At 67.3% G+C, this 22915-nt stretch carries 22 protein-coding genes; 11 read left to right on the forward strand and 11 right to left on the reverse strand.

What is annotated here, in order from left to right; genetic code table 11:
* Positions 1–81 precede the first annotated feature (81 nt).
* Positions 82–2613, forward strand: a complete 2532-nt coding sequence (locus FJX73_04125; protein ID MBM3469963.1) for a hypothetical protein — start codon at positions 82–84, stop codon at positions 2611–2613.
* Here FJX73_04125 and FJX73_04130 read toward each other — a convergent pair.
* The gene (locus tag FJX73_04130; GenBank protein ID MBM3469964.1) at positions 2540–3235 is read right to left on the reverse strand and encodes a protein-L-isoaspartate(D-aspartate) O-methyltransferase; all 696 of its coding nucleotides are present in this window, start codon (positions 3233–3235) and stop codon (positions 2540–2542) included. The two genes, FJX73_04125 and FJX73_04130, sit on opposite strands and share 74 nt — an antisense overlap.
* A 60-nt stretch (positions 3236–3295) precedes the next feature.
* Here FJX73_04130 and FJX73_04135 point away from each other — a divergent pair, with 60 nt between their 5' ends.
* The 3 genes from FJX73_04135 to FJX73_04145 all read left to right on the forward strand — a co-directional run bounded on the left by FJX73_04135 (position 3296) and on the right by FJX73_04145 (position 4886).
* A complete protein-coding gene (locus tag FJX73_04135; protein ID MBM3469965.1) occupies positions 3296–4219 on the forward strand; it encodes a radical SAM protein in 924 nt (307 codons plus the stop codon).
* Between the two features lie 101 nt (positions 4220–4320).
* Complete coding sequence (locus FJX73_04140) at positions 4321–4563, forward strand: ribbon-helix-helix protein, CopG family (GenBank protein MBM3469966.1); 243 nt, start codon at positions 4321–4323, stop codon at positions 4561–4563.
* On the forward strand, positions 4548–4886 hold the full coding sequence (locus FJX73_04145; protein ID MBM3469967.1) for a type II toxin-antitoxin system PemK/MazF family toxin: 339 nt from the start codon (positions 4548–4550) through the stop codon (positions 4884–4886). Before FJX73_04140 ends, FJX73_04145 begins: the two co-directional genes overlap by 16 nt.
* 41 nt (positions 4887–4927) lie before the next feature.
* Here FJX73_04145 and FJX73_04150 read toward each other — a convergent pair whose 3' ends face one another.
* Positions 4928–5383 carry a hypothetical protein gene (locus FJX73_04150; GenBank protein MBM3469968.1) on the reverse strand — a complete coding sequence of 152 codons (456 nt, stop codon included), beginning with the start codon at positions 5381–5383 and terminating at the stop codon, positions 4928–4930.
* A 254-nt stretch (positions 5384–5637) separates the two neighbouring features.
* On the opposite strand from FJX73_04150, the gene FJX73_04155 reads away from it, so the two are divergent.
* A complete protein-coding gene (locus FJX73_04155; protein ID MBM3469969.1) occupies positions 5638–5850 on the forward strand; it encodes a type II toxin-antitoxin system HicB family antitoxin in 213 nt (70 codons plus the stop codon).
* A 54-nt stretch (positions 5851–5904) separates the two neighbouring features.
* On the opposite strand, the gene FJX73_04160 is transcribed toward FJX73_04155, so the two are convergent.
* The 4 genes from FJX73_04160 to FJX73_04175 form a co-directional block, all read right to left on the reverse strand.
* Positions 5905–7281: a M20/M25/M40 family metallo-hydrolase gene (locus FJX73_04160; protein MBM3469970.1), complete on the reverse strand. Its 1377-nt coding sequence runs from the start codon at positions 7279–7281 to the stop codon at positions 5905–5907.
* A 123-nt stretch (positions 7282–7404) separates the two neighbouring features.
* Positions 7405–9024 carry a hypothetical protein gene (locus FJX73_04165; protein MBM3469971.1) on the reverse strand — a complete coding sequence of 540 codons (1620 nt, stop codon included), beginning with the start codon at positions 9022–9024 and terminating at the stop codon, positions 7405–7407.
* A gap of 43 nt (positions 9025–9067) precedes the next feature.
* Positions 9068–9865 (reverse strand): ABC transporter permease, encoded by a 798-nt coding sequence (locus tag FJX73_04170; protein MBM3469972.1) that lies wholly within the window; start codon positions 9863–9865, stop codon positions 9068–9070.
* Complete coding sequence (locus tag FJX73_04175; protein ID MBM3469973.1) at positions 9858–10808, reverse strand: ABC transporter permease; 951 nt, start codon at positions 10806–10808, stop codon at positions 9858–9860. Before FJX73_04175 ends, FJX73_04170 begins: the two co-directional genes overlap by 8 nt.
* Before the next feature lie 8 nt (positions 10809–10816).
* On the opposite strand from FJX73_04175, the gene FJX73_04180 reads away from it, so the two are divergent.
* Positions 10817–11944: a DUF898 domain-containing protein gene (locus tag FJX73_04180; GenBank protein MBM3469974.1), complete on the forward strand. Its 1128-nt coding sequence runs from the start codon at positions 10817–10819 to the stop codon at positions 11942–11944.
* A gap of 19 nt (positions 11945–11963) precedes the next feature.
* A complete protein-coding gene (locus tag FJX73_04185) occupies positions 11964–13079 on the forward strand; it encodes a M48 family metallopeptidase (GenBank protein ID MBM3469975.1) in 1116 nt (371 codons plus the stop codon).
* A gap of 4 nt (positions 13080–13083) precedes the next feature.
* Here the strand turns inward: FJX73_04185 and FJX73_04190 are convergent, their stop codons facing one another.
* On the reverse strand, positions 13084–14394 hold the full coding sequence (locus FJX73_04190) for an MFS transporter (protein ID MBM3469976.1): 1311 nt from the start codon (positions 14392–14394) through the stop codon (positions 13084–13086).
* Positions 14395–14466: 72 nt separating this feature from the next.
* Here FJX73_04190 and FJX73_04195 point away from each other — a divergent pair, with 72 nt between their 5' ends.
* The 4 genes from FJX73_04195 (at position 14467) to FJX73_04210 (ending at position 17768) form a co-directional block, all read left to right on the forward strand.
* On the forward strand, positions 14467–15138 hold the full coding sequence (locus tag FJX73_04195; protein MBM3469977.1) for a DUF1573 domain-containing protein: 672 nt from the start codon (positions 14467–14469) through the stop codon (positions 15136–15138).
* 12 nt (positions 15139–15150) lie between these two features.
* Positions 15151–15594 carry a DUF1573 domain-containing protein gene (locus tag FJX73_04200; protein MBM3469978.1) on the forward strand — a complete coding sequence of 148 codons (444 nt, stop codon included), beginning with the start codon at positions 15151–15153 and terminating at the stop codon, positions 15592–15594.
* Complete coding sequence (locus tag FJX73_04205; protein ID MBM3469979.1) at positions 15591–16892, forward strand: hypothetical protein; 1302 nt, start codon at positions 15591–15593, stop codon at positions 16890–16892. Before FJX73_04200 ends, FJX73_04205 begins: the two co-directional genes overlap by 4 nt.
* A 228-nt stretch (positions 16893–17120) precedes the next feature.
* The gene (locus FJX73_04210) at positions 17121–17768 is read left to right on the forward strand and encodes a methyltransferase domain-containing protein (GenBank protein MBM3469980.1); all 648 of its coding nucleotides are present in this window, start codon (positions 17121–17123) and stop codon (positions 17766–17768) included.
* Here FJX73_04210 and nagA read toward each other — a convergent pair.
* Genes nagA through FJX73_04230 form a run of 4 tightly spaced genes read right to left on the reverse strand, consistent with a single transcriptional unit; the run spans position 17682 to position 22859 of the window.
* The gene (nagA, locus tag FJX73_04215; GenBank protein ID MBM3469981.1) at positions 17682–18953 is read right to left on the reverse strand and encodes an N-acetylglucosamine-6-phosphate deacetylase; all 1272 of its coding nucleotides are present in this window, start codon (positions 18951–18953) and stop codon (positions 17682–17684) included. The two genes, FJX73_04210 and nagA, sit on opposite strands and share 87 nt — an antisense overlap.
* A complete protein-coding gene (nagZ, locus tag FJX73_04220) occupies positions 18950–20725 on the reverse strand; it encodes a beta-N-acetylhexosaminidase (protein MBM3469982.1) in 1776 nt (591 codons plus the stop codon). The genes nagA and nagZ overlap by 4 nt, the downstream gene beginning before the upstream one ends.
* Positions 20605–21573 carry a class II fructose-bisphosphatase gene (glpX, locus tag FJX73_04225; GenBank protein ID MBM3469983.1) on the reverse strand — a complete coding sequence of 323 codons (969 nt, stop codon included), beginning with the start codon at positions 21571–21573 and terminating at the stop codon, positions 20605–20607. Before glpX ends, nagZ begins: the two co-directional genes overlap by 121 nt.
* Positions 21573–22859: a PDZ domain-containing protein gene (locus FJX73_04230; protein MBM3469984.1), complete on the reverse strand. Its 1287-nt coding sequence runs from the start codon at positions 22857–22859 to the stop codon at positions 21573–21575. The genes glpX and FJX73_04230 overlap by 1 nt, the downstream gene beginning before the upstream one ends.
* Between the last annotated feature and the right edge of the window lie 56 nt (positions 22860–22915).

The following is a 22915-nucleotide window of genomic DNA, read 5'->3' on the forward strand; positions in this document are numbered from 1 at the left end:
GCCCCGGGCCTTGGCAGCCCAGGGCTATATGCGCCGCGGGCGACAGGCGGTCCGCGGCATGTGCCGAATCAACAGGATGCCGTGCGATGTATCCACGCGGGCGTCGCGCTGGTCAGCGCGGCGGCCCTGCTGCTGCAGATCGTCCTCACCCGGGTCTTCTCGGTGGTGCAGTGGCACCACTTCGCCTTCATGGCGGTTGGGCTGGGGCTGCTGGGATTCGGGGCCAGCGGCACCGCGCTGGCCGTGTTCCCAGGCCTGCGCCGGGCGCCGCTGCGCACCGCGGCGTGGGGCGCGCTGCTGGTCGCGCCTGCGGTCGGCCTGGCCCTTCTGACGATCGCGGCCGTTCCCTTCGACGCCTATCTGATGGCGCTGGAGCCGGTGCAGGTTCTCTACCTGGCCGTCCAGGCAGCCGCGCTTGTGCTTCCCTTCCTATTCGCTGGCCTGGTGGTGGGTGCGGTCCTGGCGGGCTTCCCCGATGCCGCCGGCAGCATCTACGCCGCTTCGTTCCTTGGGGCCGCGGGAGGCGCACTGGCAGCCGTACCCCTCCTGAGCACCCTGGGCGGCCCACAAGGCATGATCGCCTCAGCCGCCCTGGCGACATCAGGAGCGGCGCTTCTCTGGCAGGCCGATCCGACGCCTAAGCACAGTCCGGCCCCCAAGGGCGGTTCAGCGTCTGATCGCAGGCCTGCGATAGCCGCGGCGGCCCTGGCAGTCCTGACGGCGCTCGCGGCCGCTCTGGTCCCGCTGGACCTCCCCATCTCGCCCTACAAAGCCCTCAGCCAGTTGCGGCGGTTTCCCGACGCGAGGGTGGAGTTCTCGAAGTGGAACGCGATATCCAGGGTGGATGTGGTGCGGAGCGCTGCGGTGCGCTCTGCGCCAGGGTTGAGCGTGACGTTTACCGGCGTGCCGCCGGCGCTACCGGGGCTGACCGTTGACGGGGACGGTCCCCGCGGCCTGCCCGCCGGTGTGGACGCCGCGTTCACCGAGTTCCTGCCGTCGGCCGCGGCATATCGCCTGCGCCGGGGGCGGACGCTGGTCGTGGGCATGGGCCTGGAGGTGCTCGGCGCGCTGCGGCACGGGATGGCGCCGGTGGTCATCGTGGAGGCCAACCCCCTGGTCGTCGAGGCCGCGCAGCGCTTCGGCGGGGGTCTGCCCGACGGGCAGCCCGCGCACGTAGCCACCGCACTGATAGGCGCGCGCGTCGTCGTTGAGAACCCGCGAACATACCTGCGCCGGGCCCGCGAACGTTTCGATCTCATACAGGTCCCTCCCCAGGAATCGTTCCATGTCGTGGCCTCGGGCGCGTTCTCACTCGCCGAGAACCACCTCTACACTGTCGAGGCCCTGCGCGCCTACCTCGACCGGCTGGCACCGGGCGGCGTGCTGGCGGTGACCCGCTGGATCCAGACGCCGCCGAGCGAGGAGATCCGCGTCTGGGCCGCGGCGGTGGCTGCCGTCGGCGATGCCGGCTCGGACTCCTGCCTGGCCGCAGTACGCTCTCTCAACACGATGACGGTCCTGGTCAGGCCGGAGGGGTTCGGCCCTGCCGATGTGGCGGTGATCCGGGAGTTCGCTTCCTCGCGGCGGTTCGACATCACGTACGCGCCGGGTGTGGACGCCGCGGAGGGCAACCGGTACAACGTCCTCCCCAGGGACGTCCACCGGGAAGCGTTCACCGCGGTCCTCGATCCGGCCCGGCGCGAGGAATTCTTGCGCGCCTATCCCTTCGATGTCCGCCCGGTCAGCGACGACCGACCGTTCTTCTTCCACTTCTTCCGGTGGCGGCAGGTGCCGCAGATCCTGGCCGGCCTGGGGCGGACATGGCAGCCGTTCGGCGGCGGTGGCTACCTGGTGCTGCTGGCCATGCTGGTTGTCGTCACACTGCTTGGCGCCGGCCTGATCCTGCTACCGCTCCGGTACCCAGGAGGAACCCAGCAGCGGGCCGTGCCCACGGCACCTCCTCCAGCGCCGACACGCGGCCACGCGGCACCCTATGGCCGCCGAGGCCTGGTCTTCCTCTACTTCCTGGCCATCGGCGCCGGGTACATGTTCATAGAGATCCCGCTGCTCCAGAAGGCGATCCTCGTGCTGGGCCACCCCACATACGCGCTGGCCGCGGTCCTGGCCGGCCTGCTGGTCGCCTCGGGAGCCGGAAGTTTGGCATCGCCGCGCGTCGGGCACCGGCTGCCCGCGGTTGTCGCCGCCGTGGCGGTGGTCGCGGCCGCCGCGGCGCTGTTCCTTCCCGGGGTCTTCCAGACCAGTCTCGGGTTCGCGCTACGGGTCCGTCTCGCCGTGATCGCCGCGGTTGTGCTGCCGCTGGGCCTGCTGATGGGAGTGCCCTTTCCAGCCGCAGTTCGGGCGCTGGGCCGCACGGATCCCGCGGCCATCCCCTGGGCCTGGGGCGTCAACGGCTGCGCCTCGGTGATCGCCTCGATCCTGGCAGCGATAGCGGCGCTGGAGTGGGGGTTTGGTATGGTGATGCTGCTGGGGGCGCTGGTCTACGCCGCTGCTGCGGTCGTCATCGCGCCGTCGTCCGCATTTACCTCCTCGCCAGCGGCACGAACATCACCGCCCCCAGACTGTGGAACTTCAACTGGCCGCCCTCCTTCGTGATCCGCCACAGCGTCTGCACGAGCCCGGGCGGACCCACCGGCACCACCATCCGTCCGCCTTCCTTGAGTTGCTGAACCAGAGGCGGCGGCACGTGGTCCGGCGCTGCGGTCACCAGGATCGCGTCGAACGGCGCGGCATCGGGCCAGCCCAGGTAGCCGTCACCGGTGCGCGTCCGTACCTTGCCGTAGCCCAGTTCTCGCAGCCGCCTCGCCGCGGACTGCGCCAGCGGCTCGATTATCTCAACGGTGTAGACCCTGTCATGATCGGTCAACTCGGCCAGGATGGCGGCCTGGTAGCCGGAGCCGGTACCGATCTCCAAGATGCGCTGCCCTGGCCGCACCGCCGCCTCCTCGGACATCAGCGCCACGATGTAGGGCTGCGAGATCGTCTGGCCGAATCCGATGGGCAGCGGGTGGTCGTTGTAGGCCTGGTGAAGGTGGCGCTCGGGCACGAAGCGGTGCCTGGGCACGGTCAGCATCGCGCGCAGCACGCGCTCGTCGCGCACCCCGCGCGCCTTGATCTGGCTCTCCACCATGATGCGGCGGGACTCTACATAGCGATCGGCGGCCACTGCGGGAGCGGCAAGGATAACAATGGCGGCAAGTGAAACGATACAGCGCATGGGACCGATCCTCTGTTGTGATGGTAGACGCGCGCCGACCCTCAAGGCAAGGGTGAGACGATTGCGAGGAGGACTCACGTGACGCTATCCGGGCTTCATCTGCTACTGACATACCAGTGCAACCTGGAGTGTGACCACTGCTTCGTCTGGGGCAGCACGCGGCAGAGCGGAACGATGACCCTACGGAGCATCCGGCGGATACTCCGGCAGGCCAGGAGCGTAGGCACGATCAAGTCCATCTACTTCGAGGGCGGCGAACCCCTTCTCTACTACCCCGTCCTGGTCAAAGGGGCCCGGATGGCGGCGCGCATGGGCTTCCGCGTTGGCATCGTCTCGAACGCCTACTGGGCGACAACCGTGGAAGACGCGCTGGCGTGGCTGCGCCCTCTCGCGGGGCTGATCCAGGACCTTTCCGTGAGCAGCGACCTGTACCATTGGAGCGAGAAGTTGAGCCAGCAGGCCAGGGATGCGCGCGCGGCGGCAGAGAGACTGCGGATCCCGATCGGAACAATATGCATCGCCCAGCCCGAGGCCACGAACGCCGCGCCGGCGACCGGCCAGTTGCCGCCCGGTGAGTCCGCGGTCATGTATCGCGGGCGCGCCGCGGAGAAGCTGGTCGCGCGGGCCGCCCGGCATCCCTGGGAGCAGTTCACGGAATGCCCGCACGAGGACCTGCGCGAGCCGGGCAGGGTGCACGTTGACTCGCTCGGTAACCTACACATCTGCCAGGGGATCGTGATAGGCAACATGCTCCGGACGCCCCTTCTGAAGATCTGCCGCACCTACGATCCGGACGCGCATCCTGTCACCGGCCCGCTCCTCGCGGGCGGCCCTGCGGAGATGGTCCGTCGCTATGGATTGGCGCACGAGGAACTCTACGCCGACGCGTGCCACCTGTGCTACGAGAGCCGGCTGGCGCTGCGTGAGCGCTTCCCGGGGATACTTGCGCCGGGCCAGATGTACGGAGCGCCCGAGGAGCAGTGAACGGGAACCCCTTGGCCACCAGGCGGATGCTGGCCGTTGGGCTCACGCAGAAGATTGACACTCTGGATGGTATGACGTATCGTCATACCCGGAGGTGCTCGATGGCGAGGTCTAAGGTCGCAATATCACTCGACGAGACTGTGCTCGCTCGGCTCGACCGGCTCGTCCGGGAGCGGGTGTTCCCGAATCGCAGCCGAGCCATTCAGGAGGCCGTGTCCGAGAAGCTCCAGCGCCTTGAGCGGAATCGGTTGGCGCGCGAGTGCGCCAAGCTTGACCCTGGTTTCGAGAAGGCGCTGGCCGAGGAGGGGCTTTCCCGGGAGTTGACTGAATGGCCCGAATACTGAGAGGCGAGATCCGCTGGGCCGACCTCAGTCCGGCCCGCGGCCATGAACAGGTTGGTCAGCGCCCAGTTCTCATCTTGAGCCAGGACGTCTTCAACGAACGTTCCGGGACCGTTATCGCAGTTGCGATCACCAGCCAGCCCCAGCGCGCAGGCTTCCCGCTCACACACCTACTTCAGTCAGCAGGGCTTCCGAAGCCGTCTTGGGTCAAGATCAGTCAGATCCGAACCTTGGCGGTTGAGAGAATAGGAAAGAAGCTGGGAAACGCGAGAAACGAGGATATTGCCCAGGTGGTCGAAGGCTTGAATGAAATCATCGGACTCTAACTGAACAACCCTGCAGCGTGCCATCGTGGGAACGCTCCGGCTCACCGCCTGACCAGCGCCCAGAGCCCAGCGAAGAGGTTCACAGCGAACATCGAGAACACCAGACTGCTGCCGACCACGACGGGCCACAGGCGGCGCCGGCTCCCACGGACTAGCGCGATCATGAGACTGGTAACCGTGGGGCCGAGAAGGATCGACGACACGACGAATCCTATGCTGCTCCCAGCATGGTAGGCCCACCTGATCGCCGCGCCGGGATGTTCCGCGCGGTTGATCGCCCAGTCCCTAAGCCATTTGAGCCAGCGCCCGGCCAAGGTGGTGCGGCTGACCCTCGGGGCCCAGGAGAGCACCGCCGTTGTGACGGCGATGCTGCCTAGAGCCACCACCGCCGTGCCCCAGAACACCCCGAGCAGGATCCCGGCTGCTGCCACGGGCGCGGCGAACAAGACGACGCCGGCCACCGCAAGCGCCCCCAGTCCTATCCAACGAACGGTCACGGTCGCGATTCCTCCGGGCACAGCCGTGCCACGTGCGCGTGTCGCAACAGGCTCTGCTGAATCATAATACTGCCATTATAGCCACGCCCGGGTACTCGGTGGAACTTCCGATGCGAACATCCGGCTTGACGATCAATGCCACCTGCTCAGTAGCCTCGGCTTTGAGACGCGCGCGAGGGAGACAAGGCAAAGCCTTACCTGGTGCGTCAGGTACGCGCCGTGATCCTGAAATACCAAGTTGGGAGTGAAGAACTGTGAACAAGTACGAAACCATCATCTACCGGAGCGAAGAAGACCGAGCGTTTGTTGCTGAAGTGCCAGAGTTGCCGGGTTGCGCAGCGCACGGTGCAACGCAGGAAACCGCCCTGGCCAATGCACAGGAGGCCATTCGCCTTTGGCTCGATACCGCCAGGGAATTCGGCGATCCAATCCCCGAACCAAGAGGGCGGCGTCTCATTCTTGCCTAGTGCCACATAGCGGGTAGTCTGTAGCAGAACGCCGGCAGACCGGCCGGCGCGCCCCTACATTCCCGCAAACTCGTAAATGAACCGCGCGACGGACCGCTCGAACAGCCGCGTCCCTTCCACGGTCGCGTACTCGTTGGGGCTGTGGGGGCGTCCGCCGTGCCCCAAGCCGCCCGTGGCAAACGGCTGCTTGAGGACCCTGCTGAACAGGTAGAGCGGCGCACTCCCGGCCACGTGCGGCCAGATCTCCGGCTCGGCACCCAGCGACCTGCACGAGCGAATTAGCGACTGGACCACGTGCTCGCCGACACTGGTCTTGGCCGCGGGATAGCCCTCATAGAAGTGCACGTCGAGGTCACCGCGCCCGATCCTTCCCAGATGGTACCGGATGCGCTGGCGCACCCGCTCCGGTTCCATGTTGGGCACGAGGCGCACGTCCATCTTGACGCGCACCTCGTGAGGGAGGAGCGTCTTCATCCCTGGACCGGTGTAGCCGCCCCAGATGCCGTCAATGTTGAGCTGCGGGTCGTAGAGATAACGGCGCAGCAGGTCGGCGCCGTGTAGGTCGTACTTGAACCGTTCGGCGTCCCACATCCACAGCTCGTTAGCCGGATCGAAGGTCCGGGCCAGTTGCTGGAGGAGCGCCTCGTCCTCGGCGCTGGGCGGGGTCACGTCGTCATAGAAGCCGTCGATCTGGATCTGCTCGGCATCGTCCATCATGGTGGCCAGGGCGCGGGTCAGCCGCCAGATCGGGTTGCCCACCCAGACCGCGTTGCACCCGTGCACGCCCCGCGTACGGGGACCTCCCCAGGCGCCCCCACGGCACGCGATCTCGAAGTACTGGATGCCCTTTACGCCCAACCACAGTACTGGCTTGCCATCGCGGTTCTGAGAGTAGAAGGGAAAGTACGTGGCATCGGCGCCCAGACGGTCCTTGTAAGCCTCGATGAACCCGGGCAGGTTGCGGCTGCTGAGTTCTTCCTCTCCCTCCACCACGAACTTCACGTTCACCGGGAGCCGTCCGCGCACCGCCCGTATGCTCTCCAGAACGTTGAAGAGCCCGGCCAGCGGCCCCTTGGTGTTGTACACGCCGCGGGCCACCATGCTGGGCCCGAACTCGGGCAGATCAACGATCTCGCCCGCAAACGGAGGGGCGATCCACTCCTCCCCTTCGACCGGCTGCACATCGTACATTCCATAGAGCAGCAGGGTGCGGGGCGCGCCCGCGGCCACCTCGCCAAAGACAACCGGCCATCCGGGAGTCGGGACGATCTCCGCGGTCCCACCCAGCCGCAGGATTGAGTCGCGGACCAGCTCGGCCATCTCTGCCATTCCGGTTCCCTCGCCGCTGATGCTGGGCTGGCTGACGAACGACCTCACGCGTGAGATGTGGTCCTCGAACCGGGCGTCCATGTGGGCGAAGATGTCATCCATGTGGGGGCTCCTGGTTGCGACCGGGCGAAGGGATGTTCCCGTCCCGGGCCGTGATCAGGAGAAGGGGGCGGTAAACTCCGCCCCCTCTTCCTGCAGATCACTGCCTTTCTAACTCTGCGCCGACTACTGCGTTCCAGCGACCCAGCGGTAGGTCTGAAAGTCGAACAGGCCCGAGGCATCGAACAGGACATTGACCATGCGCTTCGTCACCGCCGTCCGGGCATTCGGGTAGTACAGCGTGATGGTCGGCAACTCGTCCGCGAAGACCTCCTGGAACCGATCGTACACGGCGCGTCGCTTGGCGGGATCCGCGGTCTTCACGCCCTCGTCGAGAACCTGATCCAGCGAAGCGATCGAGTGGTGGCTGAGGTTGTACTGACCGCCGGTGCGATACTGCGAGGAAACGTCAGGATCGGTGGGGCCTGCCCATCCCATCAAGCCCAGATCGTAGTTGCCCGCTCGCACTGCGGCCATGTTCGTTGGAAAGTCGGCCTTCTGGATTTCCACCTTGACGCCCGCGGCTATGAGGTTCTCCCGGATGATGTCGGCCGACCGCTCGCGGATGATGTTGCCGGTCGGCACCCGCAGGATGATGGTCCTGTTGAAGTCCCACCCCGCTTCCGTGAGCAAGGCCCGTGCCCGGGCGGTGTCAAAGGGCCACGGCCGCACCTTCTTGTTGAAGTAGGGGTTGGCCGGCGGAATCGGCCCCTCGGCCAGCTCTCCCTCGCCCTTGAGCAACTGGTTGACTATCAGCGACCGATTGATGGCGTGGGCAAATGCCCGGCGCACCCGCTTGTCCTGCAGGTACGGCCTCTGGAAGTTGAACAGCATGTACTGGTAGCCCGGGGCCGAGAAGGAGACAGCGCGGACATGGCCCATGCCCTTCACGCGGTCCCAGTCCTCAATCATGACCTCCCCGATGCCGAACCCGGCGCTGACGTCGAGATCTCCCCGCTCGATCTGCGCGAGCATCGTGGTGGGCGGGATGATACGCACGAAGACGCGGCGCACGTTTGGAGCGCCCAGGTGGTAGCTCTCATTCAGCACGAACTCCACGAACTGGTCGGTCTTGTACTGCACGAACTTGTAGGGGCCGTTCCCCACGGTCGGATTGTGGAAGAACAGATGCCGGGCGAGCTGGTCGGGCGGCACGTCGCCCAGGACGTGCTTGGGCAGAATGTAGACGTTGGCGCCGAACATCTCCAGGAACATGGTCGGGTCCACCGGCGTGGTGGTTTTGATCTCAAACTTCCTGGGCTCCAGGATCCTGAAGCCGAGCTGCGCGCCCGCCGCGCGCTTCCCCCGCGCGTCCAGGCCGGCAATGGAGGCGATCTGGGCGCCCCGGTTGGTCTCGGTCCTGGGATCGCTGATTGTCATGAGGGTGAACAGCACGTCCTCGGCCGTGACGGGCTTGCCGTCGTGCCAGGCGGCCCGCGGATGTATCGTGAAGGTGTAGGTCTGGTTGTCTGCCCCGACCTCCCACCTGCTGGCGAGAGCCGGGAAGAACTTCGTCTGGTTGTTCTCCACCCGCGCCTCCACCATGCCCATGAACATGAAGCGGACGCAGTAGAACCCGTAGGAGCTGTCGGTGTTGATGGGGTTGAAGTTGTTGGGCGGGCTCCACATGCCTGCAACGGCAACGAACTCCGACTTGGGACCGCCCAAGGCCCCTCCGGGCAGCAACAGGCCGACAATGAGGACGGCCGCAATGGCACCGGCCAACCTTGCGCGCAGACCTTTCATCCCTGTTCCCTCCTGGTGTGCGTGTCGCCGAATTCTGTAAATCCTACCCCAATCCACCTACAGTGAGCCAGGGCATCTGCTCCAGCACCGTGAGCGACTGCGCGTCGGTGAGCATGTTGCCCCAGGAGGGCGTGGGCGGCTGCACCCCCATCCCCAGGAAGGACAGCGCCGCCTCCACCAGGATCGCGTTGGCCGTCCCGAAGGTCGCGGCCACCAGCACCGGCGCCATCGCGTTGGGCAGAAGGTGGCGCATCACTACTGCGGGATCCGACGCACCGATTGCGCGGGCAGCCTGCACGAACTCCTGCTGGCGCAGCGCCAGCACCTGGCCGCGCACCAGGCGTGCCACCGCAGGCCATCCCAGCAGACCCAGCACGATGATGACGTTCCACAGACTGGGCCTACCGAAGACGCTGACCGCGAACAGGATGATGATCAGAGGCGGGAACGAGAGCATGATGTCCATGATCCGGCTGAGCGCCAGATCCACGGTTCCCCCGTAGTATCCGGCAACAGCGCCAACCGAGGTGCCAATGACGACGTACATCGTGACGGCCAGGATCCCCACGCTCAGCGAGACGCGCGCGGCGTAGATCAGGCGGCTGAGAACGTCGCGACCCACGCTGTCGGTACCGAGGAGGTGTGCGGGGGAGGGTCGCCCCTGGAATGTGGTCGGGTCAATAGCGGTCGGACTCTGCGGCGCCAGCACGGGCGCGGCCAGCGCCATGATGGCAAGCAGTCCCAGCGCGACGGTCCCCACAACCGCAAGCCTGTGGCGCATGAACCGCCGGAAGGCAAGCGACCAGAAGGAAGCGGTCCGGGAAGGAGCCCGATCACTCATAGCGGATGCGGGGATCAACCAGTGAGTATGTGATGTCGGCCAAGAGGTTGCCCAGCGTCACCAGCAGCGCGGTAATCAAGGTTATGCCCATCAATACAGGGTAGTCGCGCTGGTTGATCGCCTCGATGGTGAGGCGTCCCATGCCCGGCCACTCGAAGATCTGCTCGGTGATCACGGCGCCGCCCAGCAGCGCCGGAATCTGCAGCCCGGCGAGCGTGACGACCGGGATCAGGGCGTTGCGCAGCGCGTGCCGCCGCAGAACGACGGCCTGGGCGAGTCCCTTGGCGCGGGCGGTCCGGACGAAGTCCTGCCCCAGCACCTCCAACATGCTCGACCGCACGTACCGGGTGAGGGCACCTGCCCCGGCCACGGCGAGGACCGTGGCGGGCAGGGCCAGGTGCAGGAGCAGATCCAGCAGTCCTCCTTCGCCGCCCAGGGTCATCGTCCCGCCCACGGGCAGCCACCGGAGCCGCAGCGCGAACACGTAGATGCCGGCCAGCCCCAGAAAGAAGGTGGGCAGACTGATGCCCAGGAAGGCAAAGAAGGTGGCCGCGTAGTCAATCCAGGTGTACCGCCGTGTGGCGACCACCACCCCGATGGGAACCGCTATCAGGTAGGAAAGAACCAGCGCGGAGACGGTCAGCGTGAGCGTGGGCGCCACCCGCTCGCCAACCCTCTTCGTGACAGGCGCGCCCGTGCTGTAGGAGTACCCGAGGTTACCGTGGACCAGCTCGTTGAGCCACTTGGCGTAGCGCACGTGAACCGGCCGGTCCAGGCCCAAGGCACGCCGCTTGATCTCGACGTCGGCCTGGCTCATGCCGGGGTTGATCAGCATCTGCACCGGGTCACCGGGCGTCAGCGACATGATGAAGTAGCTCATCACCGTTATGCCAAACAGGATGGGTATTGTTACAAGCGCGCGTCGTATCAGGTAGCGCTGCATGATCAGGCATGGTTCTTGCGCGGCGCGGGAATCCCCTCCCTGGGCCCGGCGCCAGACCTTCTCCGGGCTCGCGGACGCATGCGCGCGCAATGCCCCCGAGCGCCGAAACCAATGGCCCGAAAGGGGTCACCGGGTGGGCCGCCGAACCCCGCCGCATGGACACCTTGCGGACCGACGCAGCAGGCGGATCGGAGACAGGGCTCTCGTTCCACGGCCACGGCGGAACCCTCTTCGGGATTCACGTTATCAACCTGCTCCTTAGCGTCCTCACCCTGGGGGTCTACTACTTCTGGGGCAAGGTCAGGGTGCAGCGCTTCCTTCACAGCCAGATGGAGTTCGATGGAGACCGGTTCGCCTACCACGGCACCGGCGTCGAACTGCTGATCGGGTTCCTCAAGACGCTCGGGCTGGTCGTGCTGGGCGTCATCGGCCTGGCCCTGCTCCAGCTCTCCGGTGCTCGGCCCGAGACCGTGGCTGCTGCCACGCTACTGATCTATCCTGTGCTGCTCGTGGTGGTCCCTGTGGCCATCGCCGGGTCGCGCCGGTACCGGCTGAGCCGCGCCTCGTGGCGGGGCATCCGGTTCTCGTTCCGAGGGCAGACAGCAGCGTTCGTCCGGCTGTTCGTCTCCGGGGCGCTGCTGAGCGTGGTTACCTTCGGCGTGTACTACCCCTTCTTCTACAACAACATGTGGCGGTTCCTGATGAACAACACCTACTACGGGACTGCACGGTTCGAGTACGACGGGACCGGCGCGGACCTGTTCGGCCGGTTCCTCCTGGCAATGGTACTGACGCCGCTGACCCTTGGGATCTACTGGTTCTGGTTTGCCGCGCATCGGCAGCGGTACATGTGGGCACACACATCGTTTGCGGCCTCGCGGTTCCGCTGCACCGTGACAGGGGGCCGGCTGTTCCGGCTCAACCTAGGCAACGGGCTTCTCCTGGTCATCACCCTGGGACTGGCGCTCCCATGGGTACAGGCACGCAACATCCGGTTCCTTTGCGGTACTCTTGCCGTCGAGGGTCTGCCGGTGATGGACGCCATCCGGCAGGAAGCCCAGGCGGCTTCGCCGACGGGTGAAGCGATAGCCGATTTCCTGGGCCTGGACTTCCCCGGCCTGGCCCCGGGCTGGTAGCCCTTTCTCATCAACGCCGATGTGGGCGCGCCGGAGCACGACATGGTCGGGCTCCTACTTCGACGGCAGGACCGCTAATCGCATTCCGGTCACCATCACGGTGATGGCCACGGGCCTGCGCCTTGCCACCGTGGAAGGCACGTTCCTCTGGTGGCCGTACGAGCAACTCCATCTGGCGCAGGGCGCGCTGCCCGGGGAGCAGATCAGGATCGAACGGGGGCTGGAGCCCTCTGAGACGCTCGTGGTATCCGATGAAGCGTTCCTGTCTGCGATCAGGGAGGCAGCGCCGACCGCAGGCAGGCACCTGATCCCCATGTTCAGGCGGCGGCACTGGGCCGGCGTTGTCCTGCTGGCAGGAGCCGGGGCCGTCATCGCCGGACTCGCGATCTACTTGTGGGCCATCCCGGCGCTGGCCGAAGTGGCCGCAGCGCAGATGCCGCGGGCGTGGGAGGAGCGGCTGGGTCAGGCCGCGCTGGAGTCCCTGGCACCCACCACACTCCGGTGCGCCGATCCACAGCGCGATGCTGCCCTGAGCGAGATCGTGGCCAGGCTGGCCGCTGCGGGTCCTGGGAGCGCCTACACCTTCCGGATCACGGTGGTGGATCATCCCGCGGTCAACGCATTCGCGGCGCCCGGCGGACACCTGGTCGTCTACCTGGGCATGCTGAGGGCGACGCAGACCCCGGCAGAGATGGCAGGGGTGCTGGCCCACGAGATGCAGCACATCCTGCACCGCCACGGCACGAAGGCCCTGTTCCGGGAGGTCTCTATGAGGGCGCTGCTCAGCCTGGCGGTGGGCGACGCCGGTGGGCTGGGCCAGGCCCTGGAAGCAGCCGGGACGCTCGGCCAACTGCGCTACCGACGCCAGGACGAGGAAGCCGCCGACCGCGACGGCATGAGCCTGATCCAGGCGGCGCGCATCGATCCCAATGGGATGATCGGTTTTCTGCGCCGGCTCAGCCAGGAAGGACCAGGCGCGCCACATGGCCTGGCCTACCTGTCAACGCACCCGTTGACCGCCGAGCGAATCAGGCAGTTGGAGCGCATGGCCGCACGGGCCAGCCACGCTCCGGTGGCCCTGCTGCCGGAGTACCCCTGGCGGGAGATCGGGAGGAGCTGCGCCGCCGCGCCGTAGCCGGCTATCCTCGCTTCGGTTGACCGGCTCCCCGCACGAAGAACCCGTACATCAGCGCAATCGCCGCAACGTAGAGGACCGCCATCAGCCCGAACGCGGTGTTGAACCCCGCCTCGAAACCAGCCAATCCGCGCCACCACCCGCTGAAGGCCGAGCCGAGCGCCCAGCCCAGACTCCAGGCGATGGCGGACAGACTGCTGTAGGTTGCGCGCTCTCCGGGCAGGATCTGCTCCTGCGCGAAGGCCTGATAGACCGGATTGCCCATGTTCATCAGGGCGGTGCGCACGACGAACGAGACGGCAACGAGCCAGAACACGGGCACGAAGCCCAGGATCAGCAGAAACGGTATCGAGGCCGCCTGCACGATCAGCACCGATTCCATCTTGCCCATGCGGGCGGCCAGCCGCGGCTGCGCCAGCGTAGCAAGGGTGGTCCCAATCGCGCCGACCGCAAAGAAGACCCCAAGCGAACGGAAGTCCACGCCGAACTTGCCTGAGACGTAGATGTTGAGAAACGGCATCGTCTGCCCGGCGCCGAGACTTATCAGGAACGCGGGCAGGAGCAGCCGGCCGACGGTTCCGGGATTGGACAGCATGCGCCTGCGGGGTGCCTTCCCTGTGCCGTCCGGCTGCAGCCCGACGGGCAGGGCTCCTGGCAGGCCAGGTGCACTCAGGCCGGTGTGTACGCTCGGGCCGGTGAGCGCGATCGGCAACGCCGCAAGCGCCCAAAGCGCGGCGACGACCAGCATCGTCAACCGCAGGGGGAGCAGCGTGTCGGCCGGCAGGCCGAGCCATCCTCCGAACACCGCCGGCAGGCGGCTGCCCACCAGGTTGCCCAAGAAGGCAGTGCCGGTTATCAGGGCAGCCTGGGCGCTGAACAGGGCAACGCGCTCGCGCTCGGTGCTGTTGGCCATCTGAAACGGTGCCGTGCTTATGAACCCGAACGCCGCGCCCACTCCTTGAATCACGGTGAAGGCAAGCAGTGCCGCGGGCACGCTGGTGAGCGCGAACCCGAGCGCGGCCGCGGCCGCCGACGCTGTGCCGACCAGCAGCCCCCATCTAGGACCGTGCCTGTCTATGAGCCGGCCGGCCGGAAGCCCGACCGCAACCAGAACAAGGGATGGTAGCGCGTTGGCGAGCCCGATGAACTGCTGCGAGAGCCCCATGCTCTGTAGGTAGAAGTTCAGGAACAGCCCTCCGACGGCCATGCTCAACCCGACGAAGAAGGCGGTCGCGAGCAGCAGACGTGCGTTGCGGGTGAAGCCGCGGAACTCCTGTAGAATGGCCATCGTCGTGGTTGGGGGGAGGCCGGGCATCGTCGGCAACAGCCTCGACCTCGGATAGCGTACCGGCCTGGGTGGGGAGTGTCAAACGCGGCCCGCGGTGCTATGATTGCTGCAGCCAATACCCTCCCCCGGGGCGGGGGGGTTCCCAACGGGGGACAACGAGGCGACACCATGAGCAAGAGCACAGGCAAGGCCCACGGATCGGCGGTCGGGCAGCGAAGCACGGGTGGGCGAAACACTGGTAGCGGGAAGAAGGCGCGCGGAGTCGGCCTCGTGATGCTGGTGGCCGCGGCGGTCCTCGTGCTGACCGGCCTCCTCCTGGCAGCGGGCTGGCAGTACCTGCCCGGCATGCCGGGGTGGCCCTGGGCGACCGGATCCGGCCGGGCTCCATTGCTGCGCGTTTCTCCGGGCACCTACGAGCTCGGCGAGGTCAGCCAGGCCAAGGGAATCGTGACCGTGGAGTTGTCGGCGGCAAACGGCGGAGAGGCAGATCTGGTAATCAACGAGATGGAGACCTCGTGCGGTTGCACCAGGGCGGCCCTGATCGTGGACGGCAAGGAAGGCCCGTGGTTTGGCATGAGGGGACACGGCGAGTGGCCGGTCGGGTGGTCGGCCCGCCTGCGTCCGGGAGAGCGGGCGGTCCTGCGCGTGCAGTACGATCCGGATGCGCACGGCATCTACCGGGGCCCGATTGACCGGATTGTGGTCATTCACTCAAGCGACCCGCGGCAACCTCAGGTCCAGGTCCGCCTTTCCGGAACGCAGGTTCCGTAGGGAGCCGCGCCGGTGGGGCAGTCGCGACGCGTGAGGGCCCTCGTGGTTGCGGCCGGGCTGCTCGTGGCCGGGCTTCTCGTGGTCGGCGGCGCTGCCTGGGCGGTCTGGATCTACACGGCGCGACCCGCGATTGCGCTGGACCCAATCACGCTCGACTTCGGCCACCTATCAGCACCGATGGTGAAGACAAGGACGGTTGTGGTGCGCAACATCGGGCGGGCGCCGCTGCGCATCGAGGCCATCAGTTCCTCCTGCGGGTGCACGACCGGGAAGATGGACGCCACCGTGATCTCCGCGGGCAGGGCCGCGCAGATGCGCGTGGCCTTTGACACGGTCGCGCACGGACCGCAGACAGGCCCCGCGCGCCACGCCGTCTACCTGCGCACCAACGACCCGCGCAACCCCGAGGTAGAGATCGAGGTCCGCGCAGTAGTCTTGAAGGGAGGCTCGCCATGAGCCGCGTACTACCGGTTGTTCTGATGGTGCTACTTGCGGCCGCGTCCCTGGTACCTGCAACCGCGTTCCTGGTACCCGCGACCGCTGGAGCCGCCGCGCCCGCCGCGCCTACCACACCCGAAGCAGGCGGCGCGCCCGCTGTTTCCATCTACTTCAACGGCTCGTGCCACGATTGCGTCCCATATCTCAACCAGGAACTGGTTCCCCTGCTGCAGGGTCTGGGGGTCGGCGAGATCGTCCGCCGTGACTACATCCTGGAGCGCCGCTACAGGAAGGAGCTCGTTGAGCGCAGCGAGGCGCTGGGAATCCCCCCGCAGATGCAGGGGCACATGACCATCTTCATCGGCGACCGGATCGTGCTGCAGGGCCACGTGCCCTCGGGAATCATCCGCGACCTCTTCTCGCCTGAACTGGCTGGCAAGTTCTCCCGCATCGCTGTGCTTCAGGATAGGATGGGCGGGCACGGCGAGCCCCCGAAGGACTACACGGCCTGGGCGCCCGGCGGGGAGATCAGGATCTATCCGCTCGACGCGCCGATCAGGACGTACGTCGCGACCCTGCCGCGGATCGAAGCGGGCACCTCTGCGGCGCCTGTTGCGCAGCCCACCCTTGGGGCGGGCCGCAGCGGCATCGGGTTCACGCTGATGGTGCTGGGCGCCGGGCTGCTCGACGGCATCAACCCCTGCGCGTTCGCGGTCCTGCTGCTGTTCGTGGCCTTTCTGTTCACGCTGCAGCGTGGCCGCGCCGATCTGCTGGCCTTCGGCTTCACGTACATTGGCGCTATCTACATCACGTATCTTGGGATCGGCATCGGGCTGCTCAAGGTCTTCCAGCTGGGAGCGCCGCACCTGATGGCGAAGCTCGGCGCCGGCCTGATGATCGTCCTCGGCCTGGTCAACATCAAGGACTTCTTCTGGTACGGGATCGGGCCCAGTCTGACCCTACCCAAGGTCGGTAGCGCCGCGCGCGATCGCTGGATGCGCCGCGCAACCCTGCCGGCGACCGCGGTGGTCGGCTTCCTGGTTGGCATCTGCGAGTTCCCGTGCACCGGCGGCATCTACGTGGGCATCCTCGGGCTGCTCTCGACCCAGACCTCCTTCTGGAACGGCTTCGCGTACCTTACCATCTACAACGTGATGTTCGTGCTGCCCCTAGTGGCGCTGCTGCTGGTCATCGGCAACCGTCGTGTCGTCGGGCAGTTCTCGCGCTGGATGGCGACCAACAAGAAGCAGCTCCGTCTGGGGCAGGGCCTGGTGATGATCGGGATAGGCGCCGCTATCCTGCTCTGGTTTGTGTAGGGGAGGAAGAGTTGAACCTGCACCGACGTGTTATTGAGAGCGCAACTTCGCCGGTCGGGCGGTGTGCGCGGATCGTCGGGGGACGCGCTCCTCGTTCTTCTTGGATCAGAGGCCGACGGCGCGCCTGGATACGCCGCGGCGGCGGCCGGGCGGTCCCCCACGGGTCCGAGAGCCCTGCCGGGGGTCACTCGAGACCGGAAGGAGATCGTGAGTAGCGGGTCCCAGGATATGAGCGGACGCGCCACGCGGCTAACCCGCAACAGGTACGACCGTCTCGCGCCGGTCTACGATCTGCTGGAGTGGCTACCTGAGCGTGGCGCGCTCGCAAGGTGGCGTAAACGGCTGTGGGCCGCCATGCGAACGGGTCGGACCGGCGGCGGCGTACTCGAGGTCGGGGTGGGCACCGGCAAGAACATGCCCCACTGGCCGCGCGGCACCTCGATTGTGGCCGTTGACATCAGCCCCAGGATGCTAGGGCGCGCCAGGCGCAGGGCGGAGCGGCTCGGCCTGGATGCAGAGCTCCACCTGATGGACGCGCAGGCGCTCGCGTTTCCAGACGCGGCGTTCGATGCGGCCGCGGCAACCTTAGTCTTCTGCTCGGTACCCGACCCCATCCAGGGGCTCCGCGAGCTGGCACGGGTTGTGCGGCCGGGCGGCACCGTTGTCCTGCTGGAGCACATGCGCGCCGAGCACCGCCTCCTCGGCATGGTGATGGACTGGCTCGACCCGCTCATCGTGCGGATCACCGGCGCGCACATCAACCGGCGTACGATTGAGAACGTGAGGGCCTCAGGGCTCCTGATCGAGGAGGTCACGGAACTGGCCCCGATGGGAATGGTCCAGCTGATCAAGGCGAGGGCCCCAGACCGAAGGTAGGGCGCCTCCGGCACCGCCTGGAGTCACTACCCTTCCTCCCACGATGAGCGCGCCCACGGCCCGACCCTTGGACAGGACGGCCAGATCCGCGCGTAGCCCTGCGCGCAGATCTCCCTGCTCCAACCCCAGCAGGCGCGCCGGGGTCGTGGAGGCCATCCGCGCGGCTTGGTCCCAGGCCCCGATGGCCTCCGCCATATTCCGCACGGCCCGATCCATCCGGAGGATACTGCCCGCAAGCTTCCCGCCTGCCAGGCGCGGCGCGCCGTCTGCGACGGTGACGGTCTGATCGCCCAGCGTCATCCCAGCCTGATCCGCACCGGCCGCGGCAATCGCATCGGTGACCAGGGCCGTGCGCTCCCACCCTTTCAGCACCGCAACCTGGGCAAGGACGGCCGGATGCACGTGCACGAGGTCGGCGACAACCGAGCAGGTCACCCTTCCGTCGGCCAACGCCGCGCCTACGACACCTGGCTCGCGGTGATGGTACGGCGGCATGGCGTTGAACAGGTGCGTGGCCAGCCGCGCCCCTGCATCGAAGGCCGCCATCGCCTCGTCGAAGGTCGCGTTCGTGTGGCCTATGGCGGCGACGATGCCCTGGGAGTTCAGGTACCGAATGACCTCAAGCGCACCGTCCAGCTCGGGCGCCAGGGTGACGATGCGGATCAGCCCCCTGAAATCGTCCACCAGCCTGCCGATCCATTCAACAGAGGGCGGGCGAAGGTGCTCCGACCTGTGCGCGCCGGGCCGCTCCGGCGACAGGAACGGGCCCTCCAGGTGAACGCCCAGGATGCGCGGGGCACCTCGTACGCCCCCGGCGTCCATGCGCGCCGCGAAGAATGAGAGTGCCTCGCGCAGCTGCGCCTCGGGGGCAGAGATGAGCGTCGGGAGGTAGGCGACGGTGCCGGTGGCCAACAGGTAGGCATGGGCGGCCGCAAGGCCGGCCTCGCTCGGCCTCAGGAAGTCGCACCCGGCTGCGCCGTTGATCTGTAGGTCAACAAAGCCGGGGGCCACGGTGGAGTCTGGGTGGGTCAGGTCGGGGCTTGGATGGAGCCCCTCTTCCACCTGGGCGATGCTCTCGCCCTCGATCACCACGAAGCCGGGGCTGACCGTGCCCTCAGGGAGCAGCAGGGTGTCTGCCTGGAGCACCCATCTCGTCGAAGAGGCCGTCCGGTTGTGGCTGGTCATAGAACGTCTCCGGCCGCACCGCCGAGTCGCACCGGCAGCCTCCCCCGGGCGCTCGCCTGCCCGAGCAGCACGCGCGCGGCAGCGTCCAGACTGGGCTCGTCCGGGCCGTAGGTTGCCAGATACACCGGAATCTCAGGGACCGACGGCAGGTCGTATGGATCTCCTGCGCCGACCACGATCAGGCGATCTCCCACCTGGCGGTGCAGCGCGCGCATGGCCGCGACCGTCTCCGTATCCGGGGTCCCCCTGGTGCACGCTACGGCTACCACCGGGCCTTCCGGGATTGGAGCGTCATGGCGGTGGACTTCGCCCACGTCCGCGCCGTGCCTCCTGAGCGCTGATGCAAGGATGGACCCGGCCTCCTCCGAGGGCACCGAAGAGCCCGCGCGCACCGGGGAGCCCAGGCGCACCGGCGGGACCGAGACCACGCTTAGGCGCCCCGGCCATAGTGGAATCGCACCTGGGAGATCCCGCACCAGCGTGACAGCGGCAGCGGCGATCTCTGCTGCGATCCGTTGGTGCTCGAACACTTCAACGGCTCCGGATGCCTCCATAGCCTGACATGCTTCCGTGGCAGAGGGACGGACCGTGGTCGCTGCCGCAACCCGCGCCCGCGTCTCCGTGAGCCGCACCTGGTTGATCTCGTCCCTCTCGATCGCGACGGCCAGGCGGTCAAGTATCTCCTGCTGGGCTGATTCTTCGCCCAGGGCCAGCACCGCGTCACATCCAGCCCGAACCGCGGCCACTGCCGCGTCACCCATCCCGTAGTTGTCCGCTATGGCGCGCATGCTCATTGAGTCGGTAAGCACCAGGCCACCGAACCCCCAGCGCTCTCTTAGGATCCCGGTCAGAATCGGCGCGGAGAGAGTGGCCGGCACGCCGGAGGGGTCCAGCGCGGGATAGACGATGTGCGCGGTCATGATCCCTGCCACGCCGGCACGCACCGCCGCGGCAAACGGTGCCAGCTCCACGGCCTCGAGCCGCTCGCGACAGTGGTCCACCCTGGGGAGCCCCAGGTGTGAGTCCACGGTGGCATCGCCGTGGCCCGGGAAGTGCTTCGCCACTGCTGCCACGCCACAGGACTGCAGGCCACGGATGTAGGCCAGCCCCAGCGCCGCCACGTCCGCCGAGGAGTCGCCAAATGCGCGCGCGCCGATGACCGGGTTTGCCGGGTTGGTGTTCACGTCCAACACGGGCGCGAAGTTCAGGTGGATTCCCATTGCGCGCAGTTCGCGCCCCGCGACGCGACCGGCGGCCTGGGCCAGCGCCGGATCCCCGGCTGCCCCGAGCGCCATCGCAGAGGGTAGCAGCGTCACACGCGGCGGTAGGTCTGTCGCGTGCTGCGTCGTGCACGGCGGCGACGCTCGCGGCGCAGGGCGGTCCGTGGACGAAGGGAAGCGCGTAACCTCACCCCCCTCGTGGTCTATGGCCACCCATAGCGGGGGCGCGTCCGCGACGTGCGCGATCGCCCGAAGCGCGTCCGTCAGTTGAGCGACCTGGACCGGGGATGTGATGTTCTTCCGGAAGAGCACAACCCCGAGGATGTGCCGGTCGGCGATCAACCGCTCCATGGCCGCAGACGGCGAGGGGCCGGGGAAGTCCACCAGGCACAACCGGCCGGCCGCGCGCCGGGCATCCCGGCCCGGCACGATCACAGCAGGATCGAGCCCGCCTTGGCCCGGTCGGAGATGTGAATGCCGTCTACGAAGCGGATCTCTCCGGACCGGCGCATCATCACCAGCGAGTGGGTGCGGGCGCCACCGCCGAAGAATCGTACCCCGCGCAACAGGTCGCTGTCGGTGATGCCCGTGGCGACGAACACCACCTCGTCGCCAGGGGCCAGTTCGTCCGTGTCGAAGACGCGATCAGGATGGGCGACGCCCATCTGACGGACGCGCTCCCTCTCCTCTTCGGTACGGAACCAGAACCTGCCCTGGACCTTCCCTCCCAGGCACCGCAGCGCCGCGGCAGCCAACACGCCCTCCGGAGCACCGCCGATTCCCATGACCGCGTGGACGCCGGTGCCCCTCACCGCGGCTGCGATCGCGGCCGACACGTCCCCGTCGGAGATCAGCTTGATGCGCGCGCCGGCCGCCCGAACCCGCGCGATGAGATCGGCGTGGCGGGGCCGATCAAGGATGGTGATCGTCAGATTGGCTACCGGCCGGTTGAACGCCTCGGCCATCGCGTTCAGGTTCTCCTCGACGGGCTGGCGGATGTCCACGCAATTGGAGCAAGACGGCCCGACGATCAACTTGTCCATGTAGATGTCGGGGGCGTGAAGTAAACCCCCGGGCTCCGAGACCGCCAGCACCGACAGCGCTCCAGGCAGCCCCTTGGCGACGAGATTTGTGCCTTCCAGTGGGTCCACGGCAATGTCAACCACGCGGGGTCCGCCACGGCCCACCACCTCGCCGATGTAGAGCATCGGGGCCTGGTCGCGCTCGCCCTCGCCTATCACTATCACGCCGCGGAGATCCAGGCGGCTCATGGAGTCCCGCATCGCCTCGACCGCCGCGCGGTCGGCGGCATCATTGTCGCCCTGGCCCATGTGGTGGGCTCCGGCCAGGGCCGCGGCTTCGGTTACGCTCACCAGATCAAGGATAGGCAGACTTTCCATCACGCCACCAGCCACGCGGGGAGTCCTCCCCGGAGTTCTATGAGCTGAACGGTCAGCGTCAGACGCCGCCCGTCGCGGACAACCTCTACCCGTACGCTCTCACCGGGCTTTTTGCGAAACAGCTCGCGGCGCAGGTCACCGATGGTGGACACCTTCTGGCCGTTGATGGCTACGATGATGTCCTGAGGCCGCATCCCGGCCCGGTCGGCCGGGCTCCCTGGCTGGGGCACGACTACCACGCCGTGGTCAACCGGGAGTTTGTAGGCCCGCGCGGTGCTGGCGTCTATCTCCCCTCGAATCTCGACGCCCAGGGCAGGACGGATTACCTTGCCTTGCGTGATGATCTGATCCATTACGATGCGGGCGTGATCCATCGGGATCGCAAAACCGATACCCTGGGCTTCGCGGATGATCGCCGTGTTGATGCCGATCAGGCGCCCGGATGAATCCAGGAGCGCGCCGCCGCTGTTGCCGGGGTTGATGGCGGCGTCGGTCTGGATGAGGTTCTCGACGACGAAGTCAGGGCCGGCCTGGATGCTGCGGTTCAACGCGCTGATCACCCCGACGGTCACGGTGCTGCCAAGGCCAAAGGGGTTCCCAATGGCAATCGCGAGCTGCCCCACGTTCAACGCAACGGAGGCCCCCATCTCGACCGCGGGGAGCGGCTGAGGGCTGTCCACCTTGACGACGGCCAGGTCCGCGAACCGATCGGCGCCCAGCACGCGCCCACGCAGGGTCTTGCCCGAAACCAGCGTCACCGTGATCTCCTGCGCGCCCTGGACCACGTGGTTGTTCGTAAGGATCAGCCCGTCGGGCCGCACGACCACGCCCGAACCCTGGCCTTCCTGCGGGAACAACCCAAACGGCGTTGCCACCTGCGCGCGGACGCTGATGTTGACCACTGCAGGCCGCACCTGCTGCACCACCCTGACCACAACCGATTCGTGCCCCTCGAGCAGGCGGGGAGCCGGTGCTCCGGGCAGGGCCTGCCCGACAACCGGCGGGGCGGCGGCCCCGGGTTGCTGGGCGCCGGGCTGTTGGGCGCCGGGCTGCTGAGGGAGGGGCTGCTGGGCTCCGGGCGCGGGTTCGACCTGTGGCGATGTCGTCCGCGGCGCTGTCCCGCCTGTGGCTCCAGGGAGATGAGGACCTGTAGCCCACTGCTCGGGAATCAGCCCGTAGCGGGGAGCGATGACTCCACCCAACAATCCTCCCAACACGAGCACACCCAGCAGTGCGAGCGCCCGGCCCGCAGACCCCGCCCGGGGAGCACCCCTGCCACCAGACATGGACAACGCCTCCTTCGGGTCCGCATGGCTGCTTAGCCAGCGAGATCGAACCAAAC

The organism is Armatimonadota bacterium (assembly GCA_016869025.1).
Classification (GTDB): domain Bacteria; phylum Sysuimicrobiota; class Sysuimicrobiia; order Sysuimicrobiales; family Humicultoraceae; genus VGFA01.

Coding starts and splice junctions, on each gene's coding strand:
- FJX73_04190 (MBM3469976.1), bottom strand. CDS start 14,394: ATGCCCGGCCTCCCCCCAACCACGACGATGGCCATTCTACAGGAGTTC.
- glpX (MBM3469983.1), bottom strand. CDS start 21,573: ATGGAAAGTCTGCCTATCCTTGATCTGGTGAGCGTAACCGAAGCCGCG.
- FJX73_04165 (MBM3469971.1), bottom strand. CDS start 9,024: ATGAAAGGTCTGCGCGCAAGGTTGGCCGGTGCCATTGCGGCCGTCCTC.
- FJX73_04195 (MBM3469977.1), top strand. CDS start 14,467: ATGATTGCTGCAGCCAATACCCTCCCCCGGGGCGGGGGGGTTCCCAAC.
- FJX73_04180 (MBM3469974.1), top strand. CDS start 10,817: ATGGTTCTTGCGCGGCGCGGGAATCCCCTCCCTGGGCCCGGCGCCAGA.
- FJX73_04185 (MBM3469975.1), top strand. CDS start 11,964: ATGTGGGCGCGCCGGAGCACGACATGGTCGGGCTCCTACTTCGACGGC.
- FJX73_04210 (MBM3469980.1), top strand. CDS start 17,121: ATGAGCGGACGCGCCACGCGGCTAACCCGCAACAGGTACGACCGTCTC.
- FJX73_04170 (MBM3469972.1), bottom strand. CDS start 9,865: ATGAGTGATCGGGCTCCTTCCCGGACCGCTTCCTTCTGGTCGCTTGCC.
- FJX73_04130 (MBM3469964.1), bottom strand. CDS start 3,235: ATGCGCTGTATCGTTTCACTTGCCGCCATTGTTATCCTTGCCGCTCCC.
- nagA (MBM3469981.1), bottom strand. CDS start 18,953: ATGACCAGCCACAACCGGACGGCCTCTTCGACGAGATGGGTGCTCCAG.
- FJX73_04230 (MBM3469984.1), bottom strand. CDS start 22,859: ATGTCTGGTGGCAGGGGTGCTCCCCGGGCGGGGTCTGCGGGCCGGGCG.
- FJX73_04145 (MBM3469967.1), top strand. CDS start 4,548: ATGGCCCGAATACTGAGAGGCGAGATCCGCTGGGCCGACCTCAGTCCG.
- FJX73_04205 (MBM3469979.1), top strand. CDS start 15,591: ATGAGCCGCGTACTACCGGTTGTTCTGATGGTGCTACTTGCGGCCGCG.
- FJX73_04175 (MBM3469973.1), bottom strand. CDS start 10,808: ATGCAGCGCTACCTGATACGACGCGCGCTTGTAACAATACCCATCCTG.
- FJX73_04160 (MBM3469970.1), bottom strand. CDS start 7,281: ATGGATGACATCTTCGCCCACATGGACGCCCGGTTCGAGGACCACATC.
- FJX73_04140 (MBM3469966.1), top strand. CDS start 4,321: ATGGCGAGGTCTAAGGTCGCAATATCACTCGACGAGACTGTGCTCGCT.